This is a genomic window from Scytonema sp. UIC 10036 (genome assembly GCF_009725235.1).
Genome location: NZ_WJFC01000011.1, coordinates 77454 through 91991 on the forward strand (window position 1 = coordinate 77454; position 14538 = coordinate 91991).

Below are 14538 nucleotides of genomic sequence, written 5' to 3' on the forward strand. Positions count from 1 at the left end.
ACTTGTAAACAATCGTTAATTTTTAGGGTATTTGAAGCCAAGTTGAACATCTTAGTATTGACCATCAAATTTTACCAAACCATAATGGAATAAGTTTTGGTATCCTTATGTCCACATACATCGGGATAAATAAAGAATACATTCAAAAGTGAGGTCAGAAGGCGATAGTAAAAGTAATAATTTACCTACGTAAAGCTGAAATGAGCAGTATGCATTCACAACCCTCTAGCTAGAAACAAGAGACGGGGAAGTTACGCAAATTCTGCATCTTCAGAAGTTAAAAATTTCTAGAGATTTTTAAACTTTGCATTATTCTCGCTTCAGTAGATAGATGTCATCAGTTTTAAAGTTGGCAAACTGATTGACATCTTAAGTCTCCAGGTAAATCAAGAAGTTGTTGCAATATTAAAGTTGCTCCTCCCTCTCCTATAAGGAAAGTCTCTCGTTTCTGGGCTGCTGCTTGAGAACGAGGCGATCTCGGGAGGCGGAGCCTCTAGATCTGCATTCCCAGGCGGAGCCTGGGAACGAGGTAGCAGGTAGGCGGAATCAATATGTATTTTTTTTTTTAGAGAAAAATTATGAGTTCTTTACAAGTCTTAAATCAAGGGATCGCATTAGCTAAAACTAAACTTCAAGAAAAAGCACAAGAACCTGGGTGGAGAGATTTACTGACAAGAGCATTTGATAATTTTACTTCATTGTCTCAGGTTGAGAGTTTAACTCAAGCGTGGAGTTTGGGAGATTTTAGCAATCTTCCTCATATTGAAATTGTCAGTTCGGAGATTCTGCTCAATGCAAATGCAGCATATGCAGCCAGTGTAAATACAATTTATGTTTCGCAAGATTATCTTGAAAAGTATATAAATCGACCGGAATATATTGCCTCTACTTTCTTAGAAGAAATTGCTCACTCTCTAGACAACCATTTCAATTCAAATCTTGATAGTTCGGGAGATGAAGGGGCAATTTTCTCAGCCTTAGTTCAAGGCAAAGTTTTAGATGACTATTTACTGCAACAATTACGCACAGAAGACGATCGCATTTTCCTTCAGATAAATGGACAAGTTATAGCAGCAGAAGCGGAGACTAGCCCAGAAAGTAATTTATCGTTGTTAAGCCAGTCTATTCAGCCTTTCTTTCAGAATATCAAAAATGCTGTTGCAGGACAAACTTTAAACAATTTGCCAATTTTAGGTGATATTCCTCTCGGTAATTATGTCAACGAATTCATTACAGATACCGTTGAAAAAAGAATATTAGATGAACTTGATAAAATTACTAATAAAACTACAGCGTCGGTACAGCAAGCTTTATTTGATGCGTTAAAGCCAGAAAGTCAAGGCGGCTTGGGCTTGCTGTTAGACTTGGATAATAATAATTTAATCGATATCAATGATATTAAAACTCCTACTGATGCTACCAGTATTGGGTTTCAATTCAAAATTGGTAAAAGCTTTACTCCCGATCTTTCCTTATCAAAAAATTTGGGGTTGCCTAATTTAGGTGTTAACTTAACAGGAGGTATTACTCCCAGTTTAGCATTTGGTTTAAATGTCGGTTTTGGAGTTGATAATACCAGTGGTGCTGATGCTTTTTTCTTTGACACAACGACTCCAGATGAATTTCAAGTCGATCTCAACGCAAATCTTAAAGATAAAACTGCTCAACCATTAAAGTTAGAAGGTTCGCTGGGCTTTCTACAAATTAGCGCCACTGACAACGGTAGCAACCTCAATAGTAAATTTGCGGTCGATCTAACAAACACCACCAGTCAGCGTGTCAAATTCTCAAATCTTAATAATATCAGTCTTGGTTCTCCCAACTTCACTGCAAATGCTAACCTAAAGTTACAGCTTGATACTGGCTTGGATAAAAATGGTAATTTACCATCAATTAGCGCTGACTTTAATGTCAATAACTGGAATTTAGGCGCTGCTATTCCCAGTGTTGAATTTAAAAATGTTGCTCTAGACTTAGGTTCCTTTGCCAATAACTTTGTGGGACCAACTCTCAAAGATATCCAAAGAATTACACGTCCCATTGACTCAATCCTGAGTCCTCTTGTTGAACCACTACCTGTTATTGACTACTCATTGCTTGGTATTGCTCAACAATTTGCACCAAGTCTGGTACAACCCGGTACTGAAGACTTTATCAGACAAATTACTAAGACTCTCAAGCAGTTTAATAGTCTTGAAAGTGATGCTACGAACGGGATTAAAATCTATCTTGGTGATTTCAACGCCAATCCAAATAACCCAAACCCATCTCCGGACGTAGTACAAAAAGTCGGAGCAAAGTCCATCTTACCCCTTGGGGAAGAACCATCCAACAGCTATGTTGATACACTCAAAAAGCTAGAAGCAGAAGATGGGATTAAATTTCCGCTTTTGACCGATCCAACCAAAGCCTTTAATTTGCTATTGGGTCAAAATGTGACTCTTTTTGAGTACAACCCACCTGGATTAAAGTTTGAAACGGGTACGTTAGGTTCGGGTATCATTCCTCCTATTCCTGTTTTTGGACCAGTTGTCATTCAGATTTATGCAAAAGCTGGCGCAAGTGCTCAATTTGGGTTTGGTTATGATGCACAAGGATTGATTGATTTTACCAAAAATAACTTTCAAAATCCTGTTGACCTAACTAACGGCTTCTTCCTGAGTAAACCGGAAAATAAAGGTTATTTTACTATATTTGGGGAAATTGGTGCAGCCGCCGCAGTTAATCTTGCTGTTGTTGAACTTGAGGTGGGCGGAGGACTGAGAGCTACTGTTGAATTGGGGAAAAATTCTCCTTCTAAAGTCCGGGGAAGCGAACTCTATGAAGACCCTCTGTGTTTATTAGCACCTAGTGGTAATTTAGCTTTAATTATCTTTGGATCTGTCACTCTCGACTTAGGCTTTTTTAGCTTTACAAAACGTTTGGACTTAGCCAATATCAACCTTATCGATTTTAGTACGGGTTGCGATCCAAACGATAAGCACTTTAATGTTGAAGACCCGGAACCTGACCCAGAAACTGAAGAGTTTTTGAAAGCACAAGGGGTGATTGACCGCAAGGGTACAAATAATGGTGAGACCATCACGGTTCAATATCTTTCTGGTAATAAAAAGGATGGAAATGAATCTGTACTTCTGTTAGGACTCGATTTTCCAGAAGGGAAGCCTCCTGGAAAACAGTACGACTTTCTCAAAGCGATCGCTATTGATGGGCGTTCTGGAGATGACACTATTACCCTGACTGATGGTGTTGATGTTTCCGCTCAACTTGATGGTGGAGAGGGGAACGATATTGTTATTGGTGGAGAAGGAACTGATTTCTTAACTGGGGGAGCAGGTAGCGATCGCCTTGACGGTAAAGGAGGAAATAACACCACCAGCTATACAGATGCGCCCAAGGGAGTCATCGTTAACTTAGCCGCAAACATAGCCATAAAAGATGGTTACGGTACGGTTGACTTGCTGCAAAATATTCAAAATGTTGAAGGATCGCAATTCAGAGATATTATCACTGGTAGTTCAGAGAAAAATTTCATTGATGCAAACGAGGGTAACGACGATATCTTTGCGGGTGAAGGCGACGACGTTCTTCTTGGTGGTGAGGGACGGGATATTCTGGATGGCGGTACGGGAGTTGATACAACAACATATTTAACTTCTCCTGGTGCAGTTTTTGTGAGCCTCCGCACGGGTAAAGCTTTTGGTGGCGAAGCAGAAGGCGATAAGTTAGTTTCAGTTGAAAACGTCCACGCCACTGTTTTGGATGATGTTCTCATTGGTAATAATTCTGATAATGCTTTAGGTGGCTATGAAGGCGATGACAAGTTAGAAGGTGGTGGAGGGAAAGATTTATTAGATGGTGGTGGCGGAAATGACACGGCTATTTACCGCAGTTCTAATGGTGGTGTGAACGTCAGTCTCAAAACGGGTGAAGGTTCGGGTTCTGATGCTGAAGGCGATAAATTAGTCAAAGCCAAGATTCTGGACAAAGATAAAAAACCTGTAGAAACAGAATATAACTCCATTGAAAATCTCATCGGTTCTAACTACAATGACACCCTTGAAGGCGACATCGGCGATAACAAACTTGAAGGGTTAGCAGGTGACGATACTCTCAAAGGCGAAAGCGGTAACGATACTCTCATTGGTGGCGCAGGCGCAGATAATTTTGATGGCGGTTTGGGTATTGATTGGGCTGATTATAATGAATCTCCTGGTGGAGTGAACGTCTATCTTCAAGGTGTTGGTTCTGGTAGCCATGCTCAAGGGGATACTTTTGTTAGCTTATTACCTGGAATATCCACTGTTGAGAATTTACGCGGGTCAGATTTTGGCGACACCCTCATTGCAGATAATGGAGTTAACGTCATTGACTCTGGTTTAAGTAGTGGCGGTACGGATAACGTTGATGGTGGTGGATTAGCAGATACCCTCATTGTTGATTATTCCATCCGAGATATTGGTAAGGGAATGACGGGCGGTTATACCGTTGGTTCTGCAATATCTGGAGGTTTCTTACGACAACGCAATTCTGGTGGTTCGGTTTTAGATGCTGTTAATTTCACTAACATCGAACGTTTAATTGTTAAAGGAACCATGCAAGATGACTCAATTATCGGTGGTTCTGGCAATGATATTTTAATTTCTGGAGATGGTCATGACACTATCTATGGCGGTCGTGGTAGTAACTTGATTCTTGCTGGTGATGGAAATGATGTTGTTTTTGACCAAAACGATGTCAATCTGGAATTTAAGACTATCCCCAACAACACATTTGGCATTTTTATTGATGGCGGACGTGGAATTGATACTCTATCCATCGACCTTTCGGGTAAGGTTGTGAAGACGAGCAGCACCACGCTGCAATACAATATCTCCCTCATTGGAACCAATCCTTTAGTTGAAAATCCCACACAAGCGCTGATTCTCAGTGATGGAACAGCAATTCGCAACTTTGAAATTTTCAAAGATATCAAAACGGCTGGTGGAAATGACACGCTCATCCAATTGGGAAGAGTGAATAATAACTTTAGTACCGCCCAAGGAAACGATAGTGTCCATGCGGGTTTGGGAATCGATGTTGTTGATGGCGGTCAAGATCCAGAACCTGTTGTGATTGCGTCAGTACCATCCACAACCGAAGACTTATCAGTTAATGTTCAACAAGTCGGAAATACGGATAGTGAAGGTAATAACTCGGTAGTCGTTCCTCAAGAAGTCATCAATGAAATTGAAGATGACTTGTTAGTTATAGACTATTCAGTGGAAGATATTGGCACGGGAATGCTGGCAGAAATTCCCAATTTCAATGCTAAAAATGGCGGACGTTACTACCGGAATACCAGTAATGATGGTAGTATTCTAGATGAAACTAAGTTTACTAACTTTGAACGTTTCAACATTACTGGAACTAGTAAAAATGACCAAATATTTGGTGCGGATTTAAACGATGTTCTGGTTGGTAATGTTGGGGATGACTTAATTGTAGGTAATGGTGGTCAAGACCAAGTCCAGGCGGGAGAAGGAAAAGATTTTGTTGTCGCGGGTAGTGGTGATGATATCGCTACTGGTGGCGATGGAGATGACATAATCGTTGATAAATGGACATTTAATACATCTCAAGTCAATAGTGCTGTTGCGATTCCAGGGATTGCGATTGCTGAGGGTGGTCATGATACTTTTGATGGTGGTGCTGGTAATGACGCTATCAATGGAGGTACTGGAAACGACCAACTCAGTAGTGGAAACGATAACGACCTCCTCGTTGGTGGTGAAGGTAACGATGCTCTCAAAGGTGACAGTGGCAATGATATCTTAATAGGAATTAATTTTGGTGTAGGAGTTTACCCAGAACTTAATTCGGAAGTTGATACTTTAAGTGGTGGTAGCGGTGCAGATGAATTTTGGTTGGGTGAGGAGACATTCGTCTATTATAACGATGACAACCGTTCTACTGTAGGAGCAAATACTTATGCTTTAATTACCGATTTTAATTCCTTAGAAGGAGATATTCTCCAATTGCAAGGAGTGAAAGAAGATTACTTCACTCAAATTGCCAATAATTCCATCGAAATTTACCGAAAAGATGCTCCAACAGCGCTAACGGGTGACTTAATTGCAATTCTCCAAGGCGTCACTGATTTTGATTTGGGTGCTAGCTATGTACGCTATGTTAATGACGCCCAACCAGCAAATACACTGAGTCTTTTACAAAAATTTAATTATCCCCAAAATTCAAATCTCACATCTCAAGCAAACATCACTAACCAGATACAGCCTCAATCGCCTGGAGTCCCTCCATTAGGTAGCCTTCCAGTACAAAGCCTCAAAGCAGATGTTCAACCTTTGTCGGCGTCGGACGCAACTACAGACTTTGCGATCGCTCAAGATGGAGATGGCGATCGCTTACTCAGTAAGTTACTGGGAAACACCAACGGGCTAAGTAACTTTAAGGTAAAACTCAAAGGTGATAGCCGTGCTTTTGGGACTTTCCAAAACGATCCATTTGGTTTGGGTGAAGGAATAGTCCTCAGTACTGGTAAAGTTGTCGATCTACCGGGTAAAAATACGGCTGATGGCGGTCTTTCGCCCGGTACTAATGTTTCATTACAGTTTGAGAAACTTGACGGTGTTACAGGTGACCCCAGCAACGCAGCAACTGCTGTCTATCGTGCAGATTTAACGAATTTAGGATTTGACCTCAAATCTTTAACAATTGGTGACGGTGGTGTCATTGGTGGTAGCAATGGTCGATTTACTGGATTCGATTTAGATGGAATTAAAATCAGCAATACCAAGATTACTAACGCTGCTGACATTCAAAGTTTACCCAGTCTGAATGTCTTTGACTTTAGTCCCATAGGAACTATCTTTACACCAGGAAATCAACGTCCGCCAAGCGATGCTGAAAATCCAGATTTGTTTGGGACTATCAATGGTACAGTTAATAATGGTATTGCCAATTTAGGAAGTTTTGATGCGGTGTCTACTACTGGTAGTAGCGCCAATGGTTTTGTTAGTTTGGGGAATTTAGGGAAAGCTGGCTTTAACTTAAGGCAGTCGTTAGCATCAGGACAACCTCTTTATCTTTATATTGGTGAAGTTGGTGATAATGGTGAAGTTGCAGGCGGTAATATTACTGTTTCCAACCGCGAAGTCAATAGCTTAAACGACCTCAGCCAAGATTTTGGTTTACCTGGTGTAGCAGATGATGCTATTTCAATGGAAATAGAATTTGATGCTGATGCTAGTACGCAATATGTCTTCTTCCAATTTGCGTTTGGTTCGGAAGAGTTGGCTGAATATGCAGGTAAGTTTAACGACGCCTTTAGTTTAGAACTTAATGGCTTTAATATGGCGCGGTTGAGTGATGGAGATACCGTTACCATTAATAATTTAGCCAAAAATCCCTATCCCTCCTCATATCATCCTGACTTAATCTACAATCCAGTTGGTACTGGTCCTGCTAGCAGTCAAACGAAATTAGACGGCTACACCAAACCTTTGACTTTTGTTGGAGTTGTTGAACCAAATTCCCGTAATAAAGTAGCTATTAATGTTAAAGATAACCGGGATGGTTTATTAGATTCTGCTGTCTTTCTCAAAGCGGGAACTTTCGGTATTACTGCACCTAAACCCCTTGATGGAAGCAGACCGGGAGTCAGTATTAAGCCAGAAGACGGTAAAGATACGGTTATAATTACCGAAGGTGGCGAGACGGGTAGTATCAATATCGTTCTGGATACTATTCCCAGTCAGCCCGTCACGATTACGATTGAACCCGGTTCTCAAGTCGATTTAGGTAATGGACTTGGTAAACCCATAACAATTACCTTTACTCCCACCGATGCTTACATTCCCCACACGGTAACTGTTTCCACACCAGATGATGGTATCCAAGAAGGTACCCAGACTGAGACCATAAAATTTACTGCTAGTAGTGCTGACCCCAATTACAATGGTGTTGTCATTCCTCCACTCAACATACAAGTTAACGATCCGACTGGTGGGGGTGGGACATCAGGTGGTGATGGAGGTACTGATGGAAGTACTGGTGGTGGTACTGGTACTGATGGAGGTAGTGGTGGTAGATCGAGTGTCAGTGCTACTGCAAATGATTTGTTGTTCGTTACGGGAAGTGGTTCGCAGGTTGAACTAGAATTTGCTCTTGAGAAAAATAACGGTAAATTTGTCAACGAAGTGGGTGTGTTTGTCGTTGATAACGATAAAGGTGAAATCAACGGTATTGCACCCGGTCAACCTGGTTATTTGCAAGCAGCAATGACACGTTCTCAAGTCCTTCTCTCTGCACTCGCAAATAATCCCGCTCCCGATCTACTAGGAATTCGCAAGCTGAATTTTAACTCTGGATCTTACCTCAGCTTTTATTTAGTCCAAAATGCTAGTACTGATGAAGTCAAAGCGAATTTAGCGGCTTCTCAACCGACTCCCAATGTCTTTTTCTCCTCGAATGTGGCTAATATTGATAGCTTTGACCACTTGCAAATCAATAATTTGAATGATGGGGTCTTGTCTGTTCAGTGGGAAGACCAAATTGGTGGAGGGGATCGCGATTTTGATGACTTAGTTTTAAACGTTAAAACTAGCAATAGTCCTCTCACGATTGGAACTAAACTACAAGCAGAACGGGAACTTATTGACCTACGGGGGATTACTGGAGCGCTCACAACTCAGTTTACAGTCAACAGTGAAGCCGCTTACAAAAATTCTGTTGGTTTTTACACTATTGATGACGAAAGCGGGCGTCTGGGAAATCTCAAACCGGGCGATCCAGGTTATGTGGAAGCCGCATTCCAACGCACCATCATCAACTTGAGTGGGGATACAACAAATGTCACGGGACAGTTCAATGGCGATACACTCATCGCACCGTACATTATCGCCAACGGTACTATCGAGCAACTTCGCGCTCAAAACCCAAATAATGTGTTAGGTACTGGTACAGTTGCATACTTTGCCTTTACAGAAGTTAATCCCGATAAGGTAGACCATATTCGCCTGCTTGGAGATAATAAATTTGGTTTCGAGGATATCCATAACGGAGGCGATCGCGACTATAACGATATGGTCGTCCAATTGAATTTTACCAGCACTGGAGGTGTAGGAAATTCAACTCAACCATTCGGGTAAATTTTCAAGCTCTACGCAACTCTTGTCTCTACTCTAGTCGTAGAGACTAAAGACATTATCTTTCTGATAAATTTTTGCCAGTCATTGACCGATGTAGGTTTGGCAAAGTGCTGAATCTTCATCCTATCTAACTCAATAATTTCACTGAGACTAGCAGAACTGATTGTGGCGATGACTGGTATATCTTTGAGGTGAGATTGCTGCTCGATCCAAGTTATCAATTCAATCCCATTTATATCTGGTAGAATTAGGTCAGCCAAGACTATGAGTTTTGGTACGGGAAAACAATCTCGACTACTATATAACCCTATTTCTGATAAATAAGTTAAAGCGCTCAACCCATCTTCTACAACTTGCAACGAAATGGGTAAGCGTGACTTGGCTAAAATACGCTGAATCAGCCGCAGTTCAGGTAAATTGTTTTCTACCAGCAAAATAGTAAATGATTTTAAATTAGCCATATGTTTTCTTTAATGACTAGAGAGTATCAAAGGGATTTTTAGGTAGATGCTGTACCTGTTCTAGCCAACATCAATCTGTTAATTAGAACTTTGTTGTTTAGTGTAGGGATCAATTATGAAGAAGGCGTGGAGAAGATTGCATCCGTAGATACACCCAATCTACGCACGTAGATAAAAAAATCTTTATGTGGAATTACGTGAATTTGCGGTTGAAAAAAAATGAAAAGTATATTCAAATTTTAAATAGTTTCTGAAAGCTAGACAAGACAAGCTTTTGCAAACCATCTTGCATGATTTTACAAGGTTATGGGTTTAATGCCTAACTTCCTGGATTTGATTGACTTTCTGTGATAGCGAACTAAGTGATTGAATACTCTGAGTTATAGGGTCGCAGATGAGGCGGGTGTAGTCCTAAAACAATGTCGGATTTCGGAATACCTCTTGAGGAAAGTTCTTCACCAATATCAATATCTGTTCGATTTTCTTGAATCCAAACTTTACCTTCAATAATATCAAGATGAAGAATTGGGGTGAAAATGCGCTTGTGAGAGTCTGTCCACCCTATTTGCAATAGTTGATAGCGATCGTGTTGACAATCAAATACAGTTACGGTTTGAATGTGTGGGTTGATATCTGGTATGTTGGCATGAATGGACAAGACATCCATGACGATCTGACGGTGGATTTCTTGTGAAATTGGCTCAACTTGATTTTGAGAATCTACCGCCGTGAGATTGGTTAGCTTTCTGGATTTGGTATCCATCGATCAACCTCGTGTGTTATGGTATTCACAACTATTTTGTCATTCCTGCTAAAGCAGAATTGGCTGTTTGGATGGACTTAATATTACTACTAGTGCCACCATCAGTCCTAGCAATAGCAATTTTCTCTTTTTATATAAGTAATACAACTTTGATTTATGGCGTTGCTGAATTAAAATATGAATGATTTTTTAGCCTCACGCAAAGACGCAAAGACGCTAAGGTTTTTCTGCGCTTTTGTGTGAGATTTTCATTCTATCAATTAGTAATGCTGAAGAAATTGCCTAACTGTCTTGGGGTGTAAAGTTATCAAATGTTGATTTATCTGACACAGAAGTGCTATCGATAAACTGTTGCATCTGCTGACGATATGTTTCAAACGCTTTACGCCCCTTTTGACTGAGTTGACAAATAGTATGTGGTAATTTACCGCGAAAGGTTTTCTCTATTTTAACGTAGCCTGCTTCTTCTAGTTTTGAAAGATGTCCTGTCAAATTACCTTTGGTTAAACCAATACCTTTGCCAAAATAAGAGCCTACAAAAATTTTGGCAAAAACAGCAAAATGGCTCATACATAAGCGTTTAGCTGACCAGGTTGCTTGGAAGCTCAAACCCTTGATACTGCGGCAAGACATTAAAAAATGCTTGCTGGAAAGATGGAAGTAATTTTTAGGACTTATTGTTTTTGCCAAACCTTTGAGAACAGGACGTTAATACATTAACTCAGCCTCGTAAATTGGCAAAGGTATTGAACCGTGCAAAATGAATTAGCGTTGAAAGCTACAGATGCTGAAGCTGAGAACAATTACAGGCAAATTGTAGATAAAGCTTGGCAAGCAATCGATCGCTCTTTTGTTGGTGAAAACTACAACACTCAAGCTTGGTTGCAAGTCCGACAGGAAATTTGGCACTTTTGGATTTTAGATTTCGGATTGGGGAAGCTTTGCTTTGACTTGACATATTGTTGTCACATTTCTTGACCAAGATAGTAGTAGAGTTATTATTTAGTTCAAGATGTCTCATATATTTTCTTTAAAGAAATCTACTACCACTTTTCAAGTTTTAGTGGCTGGAATTGCAGCTAGCCTTTTTGCATCTGGATTAACATCAAACATCGAGCAGCAAATTGCACAACCTGCATCACAACTTGCAGCTTCTAGTCTCACAACTTCACAAGAGCCGACAGAACGAGACAGCCAATCTGCACTTGTATTAGCATCTGTAGTGGCTGGTAGCCTTATTGTTGGTGTTGCTTTAAAAGGAACAGGAAATAAGAGCGTAAGTATAACAAGTGCTTCCGCGCTTGGAAACAAGAAAAATACTTCCCTCATTCTCAATCAAGGGAGCCGCAAGCTACAAAAGAAACTTCTGCTTTTACTACATGACGATCGCGAAGCAGCAAATCGACTTCTAACCCACATGATGTTAAAGTATCCCAACAAAACAGCAGATTGGTATTTTGAAAAAGCGATCTACGATTTAGAACGCGATCGCCATGCGTGATATACATGACATAGAGTCATTTCGGCACGGGAATTTTTACTAATTCTAATATGAGAGCAAAAGGAACTTGATACCCATGCCCGATTATCGCAGAGCGAATGTCATCTCTCATAAAAGAGACCTAAATTCGTCACGGGTTATTTGACAATCGCGTAGTATTTGTGCTAAAAAACCCCGACCAATTGTTTCTCCAGAATGTACTGGAACTACCGTCCGCCGTCCATCACTATGTATCAAAATATGATGACTTCCACGCACCCTAGCAACATCAAAACCTATTTTACCAAGAGCAGCTATGACTTCGCGTCCTGTCATACTAGGCAGTTGACTCATACTTCAACCGCGACTCGTTGAACGCCCACAAAATCCAACGAATCCTGTTCCTCCTCAAATTCTAAACAGAGTGCGATCGCTTCTCGGATACGTTCCATCAACTCATCTAAAGATTTGGCTTGGGTATGACATCCAGCGAGATTAGGAACCGAAGCGATAAAGTAGCCATCTGCATCTCGCTCAATAATCACATTAAATTCTCGTCTCATGATATACCACCTTTGATTTTTATTTCATTTTCTCACGCTTGCACTGTTGCGATCTCAATCTTTGGTTGGGATTAAACAACATAATCCAAACAATTAAGTCAGTCGGTGCAAATGAATCAAGGCCGATCGTCACGGGCGAAGATATTAGCCTCTAGGTTAATTAACTTACAGGTACAAAGGTGGTGGTGTAAATTTAAAATATAAAGACTTTGAAGCCCTATGCTCACCCAAGACAAACAACAACGCAACTGGAAACCCATCATCAAGCAGTTTGAAGCAGTACTCGGCAAAAATGGCGTGGTGCAACGTCGTGAAGAACTGATTACTTATGAATGTGATGGACTCACCAGCTATCGCCAACGCCCTGCTATTGTAGTACTGCCAAGAACGACAGAACAAGTGGCAGAAATTGTGAAGATATGCGATCGCAATTCCATCCCCTTCATCGCTAGAGGTTCTGGTACTGGCTTATCTGGTGGCGCATTGCCTGTTGAAAATTGCGTGTTAATTGTTACCGCTTTAATGCGGCAAATCCTCAATATCGATTTAGAAAATCAACGTGTTGTCGTACAACCAGGGGTAATTAACAATTGGGTGACGCAAGCAGTCAGTGGTGCTGGTTTTTACTACGCCCCCGATCCCTCCAGCCAAATTATTTGTTCCATAGGTGGGAACGTCGCGGAAAACTCAGGTGGAGTGCATTGTCTGAAGTACGGTGTTACCACCAACCACGTTTTGGGATTAAAAATTGTAACTCCTGATGGTTCAATTGTGGATTTGGGAGGACAAATACCCGAAATGCCCGGTTACGATCTAACAGGAATCTTTGTTGGTTCTGAGGGAACTCTCGGAATCGCCACAGAAATTACTTTACGAATTCTCAAAAGTGCAGAATCGATTTGCGTACTTCTAGCAGATTTTACCAGTATAGAAGCAGCTGGGGCTAGTGTTTCCGATATCATCAGTGCGGGGATTATTCCTGGTGGTATGGAAATCATGGATAATCTGAGTATTAACGCTGTTGAAGATGTTGTGGCAACAAATTGTTATCCCCGTGATGCTGCTGCTATTTTGATAGTTGAAATTGATGGTTTAGCTGTAGAAGTTGCAGCAAATAAACAGCGAATTGCAGAAATTTGTAAAAATAATGGTGCGCGGAACATCACAATTGCTAGCGATCCAGAACAACGCCTAAAATTGTGGAAAGGACGGAAAGCAGCTTTTGCCGCAGCAGGGCATTTAAGTCCGGATTATTACGTCCAAGATGGGGTTATTCCCCGTACTCAATTACCCTATGTGCTTGGAGAAATAGAAGCATTAAGTCAAAAGTACGGTTATCGCATTGCTAATGTCTTTCATGCTGGTGACGGGAATCTTCACCCCCTCATTTTGTTTGACAACTCCATTCCTGGAGAGTTAGAAAAGGTAGAAGAAGTTGGGGGAAAAATTCTTAAACTTTGCGTTCAAGTCGGTGGCAGTATTTCTGGAGAACATGGCATCGGTGCAGAAAAAAGGTGTTATATGCCAGAAATGTTTACTGAAGTCGATCTAGAAACCATGCAATGGGTAAGGCAAACTTTTAATACTAAAGGTTTAGCAAATCCAGGTAAGATTTTCCCCACACCCCGTACTTGTGGTGAAGCCGCGAATGCGATGGGCGAATTAGCTAAGAAGTTTGAGGGAGTGGAGCGATTTTAGGTTCGTAGTTGCGCTGTCTATGCCTACGGCACGCCTAGCGGCGAACGCATGCATCGCAACTACAGTTGTCGGAAAAATGCTATAGCCTTTCTCAGTCTCATGAGGTACACCCCCCTTTCATCCCCCCGATGCCTTGGGGGGACAGAGGGGGGTAATTTTTGTACCTCACTAAGTTGAAATTTGCTGTAACTCCCAATCGCCTGAAATTAAAAATTTTCCAAATTCATGGCGAAATAATTTATAGCGGTTCTAATACTGCAAGGGATAAGAATTTTTGTAGGTTGGGTAAACTGGTGGAGAAACCCAAATAATGCTTGTAAATGTTGGGTTTCGTTCCTCAACCCAACCTACATGTTTTCGTACACTTGTTTTTGTCTGAATTCCAAATCTGTTGTTAAAGTTACAAAAAATATTAATATTTTTA

The 14538-nt window shown here is 40.9% G+C and carries 9 protein-coding genes; 4 read left to right on the forward strand and 5 right to left on the reverse strand.

Going from position 1 to position 14538, the window contains the following annotated elements:
• Positions 1-578: 578 nt before the first annotated feature.
• Positions 579-9149, forward strand: coding sequence for a choice-of-anchor L domain-containing protein (locus F7734_RS07705; RefSeq protein WP_155744118.1), 8571 nt, complete (start codon positions 579-581; stop codon positions 9147-9149).
• Between the two features lie 11 nt (positions 9150-9160).
• On the opposite strand, the gene F7734_RS07710 is transcribed toward F7734_RS07705, so the two are convergent.
• The 3 genes from F7734_RS07710 to F7734_RS07720 form a co-directional block, all read right to left on the reverse strand.
• Positions 9161-9610, reverse strand: coding sequence for a response regulator (locus F7734_RS07710; protein WP_155744119.1), 450 nt, complete (start codon positions 9608-9610; stop codon positions 9161-9163).
• 358 nt (positions 9611-9968) lie between these two features.
• Positions 9969-10373, reverse strand: a complete 405-nt coding sequence (locus F7734_RS07715; RefSeq protein ID WP_155744120.1) for a XisI protein — start codon at positions 10371-10373, stop codon at positions 9969-9971.
• A 282-nt stretch (positions 10374-10655) separates the two neighbouring features.
• Positions 10656-10943: a transcriptional regulator gene (locus F7734_RS07720; RefSeq protein WP_207714044.1), complete on the reverse strand. Its 288-nt coding sequence runs from the start codon at positions 10941-10943 to the stop codon at positions 10656-10658.
• 183 nt (positions 10944-11126) lie between these two features.
• Between F7734_RS07720 and F7734_RS07725 the strand changes: the two genes are divergently transcribed.
• Positions 11127-11351 (forward strand): hypothetical protein, encoded by a 225-nt coding sequence (locus F7734_RS07725; protein WP_155744122.1) that lies wholly within the window; start codon positions 11127-11129, stop codon positions 11349-11351.
• A 34-nt stretch (positions 11352-11385) separates the two neighbouring features.
• Entirely contained in the window at positions 11386-11874 is a 489-nt protein-coding gene (locus tag F7734_RS07730; protein WP_155744123.1) for a hypothetical protein, read from the forward strand.
• 108 nt (positions 11875-11982) lie between these two features.
• Here the strand turns inward: F7734_RS07730 and F7734_RS07735 are convergent, their stop codons facing one another.
• Together F7734_RS07735 and F7734_RS07740 are read right to left on the reverse strand one after the other, a co-directional pair.
• Complete coding sequence (locus F7734_RS07735; protein WP_155744124.1) at positions 11983-12207, reverse strand: type II toxin-antitoxin system HicA family toxin; 225 nt, start codon at positions 12205-12207, stop codon at positions 11983-11985.
• Positions 12204-12416 carry a type II toxin-antitoxin system HicB family antitoxin gene (locus F7734_RS07740; protein WP_155744125.1) on the reverse strand — a complete coding sequence of 71 codons (213 nt, stop codon included), beginning with the start codon at positions 12414-12416 and terminating at the stop codon, positions 12204-12206. The genes F7734_RS07735 and F7734_RS07740 overlap by 4 nt, the downstream gene beginning before the upstream one ends.
• 219 nt (positions 12417-12635) lie before the next feature.
• Here F7734_RS07740 and glcD point away from each other — a divergent pair, with 219 nt between their 5' ends.
• Positions 12636-14114 (forward strand): glycolate oxidase subunit GlcD, encoded by a 1479-nt coding sequence (gene glcD / locus F7734_RS07745; protein WP_155744126.1) that lies wholly within the window; start codon positions 12636-12638, stop codon positions 14112-14114.
• Positions 14115-14538 lie beyond the last annotated feature (424 nt).

What these genes read in the sequence shown, in the direction of transcription:
- F7734_RS07705 (WP_155744118.1), top strand. Translation starts at nt 579, where the DNA reads ATGAGTTCTTTACAAGTCTTAAATCAAGGGATCGCATTAGCTAAAACT.
- F7734_RS07740 (WP_155744125.1), bottom strand. Translation starts at nt 12,416, where the DNA reads ATGAGACGAGAATTTAATGTGATTATTGAGCGAGATGCAGATGGCTAC.
- F7734_RS07735 (WP_155744124.1), bottom strand. Translation starts at nt 12,207, where the DNA reads ATGAGTCAACTGCCTAGTATGACAGGACGCGAAGTCATAGCTGCTCTT.
- F7734_RS07710 (WP_155744119.1), bottom strand. Translation starts at nt 9,610, where the DNA reads ATGGCTAATTTAAAATCATTTACTATTTTGCTGGTAGAAAACAATTTA.
- F7734_RS07720 (WP_207714044.1), bottom strand. Translation starts at nt 10,943, where the DNA reads ATGAGCCATTTTGCTGTTTTTGCCAAAATTTTTGTAGGCTCTTATTTT.
- F7734_RS07715 (WP_155744120.1), bottom strand. Translation starts at nt 10,373, where the DNA reads ATGGATACCAAATCCAGAAAGCTAACCAATCTCACGGCGGTAGATTCT.
- F7734_RS07730 (WP_155744123.1), top strand. Translation starts at nt 11,386, where the DNA reads ATGTCTCATATATTTTCTTTAAAGAAATCTACTACCACTTTTCAAGTT.
- glcD (WP_155744126.1), top strand. Translation starts at nt 12,636, where the DNA reads ATGCTCACCCAAGACAAACAACAACGCAACTGGAAACCCATCATCAAG.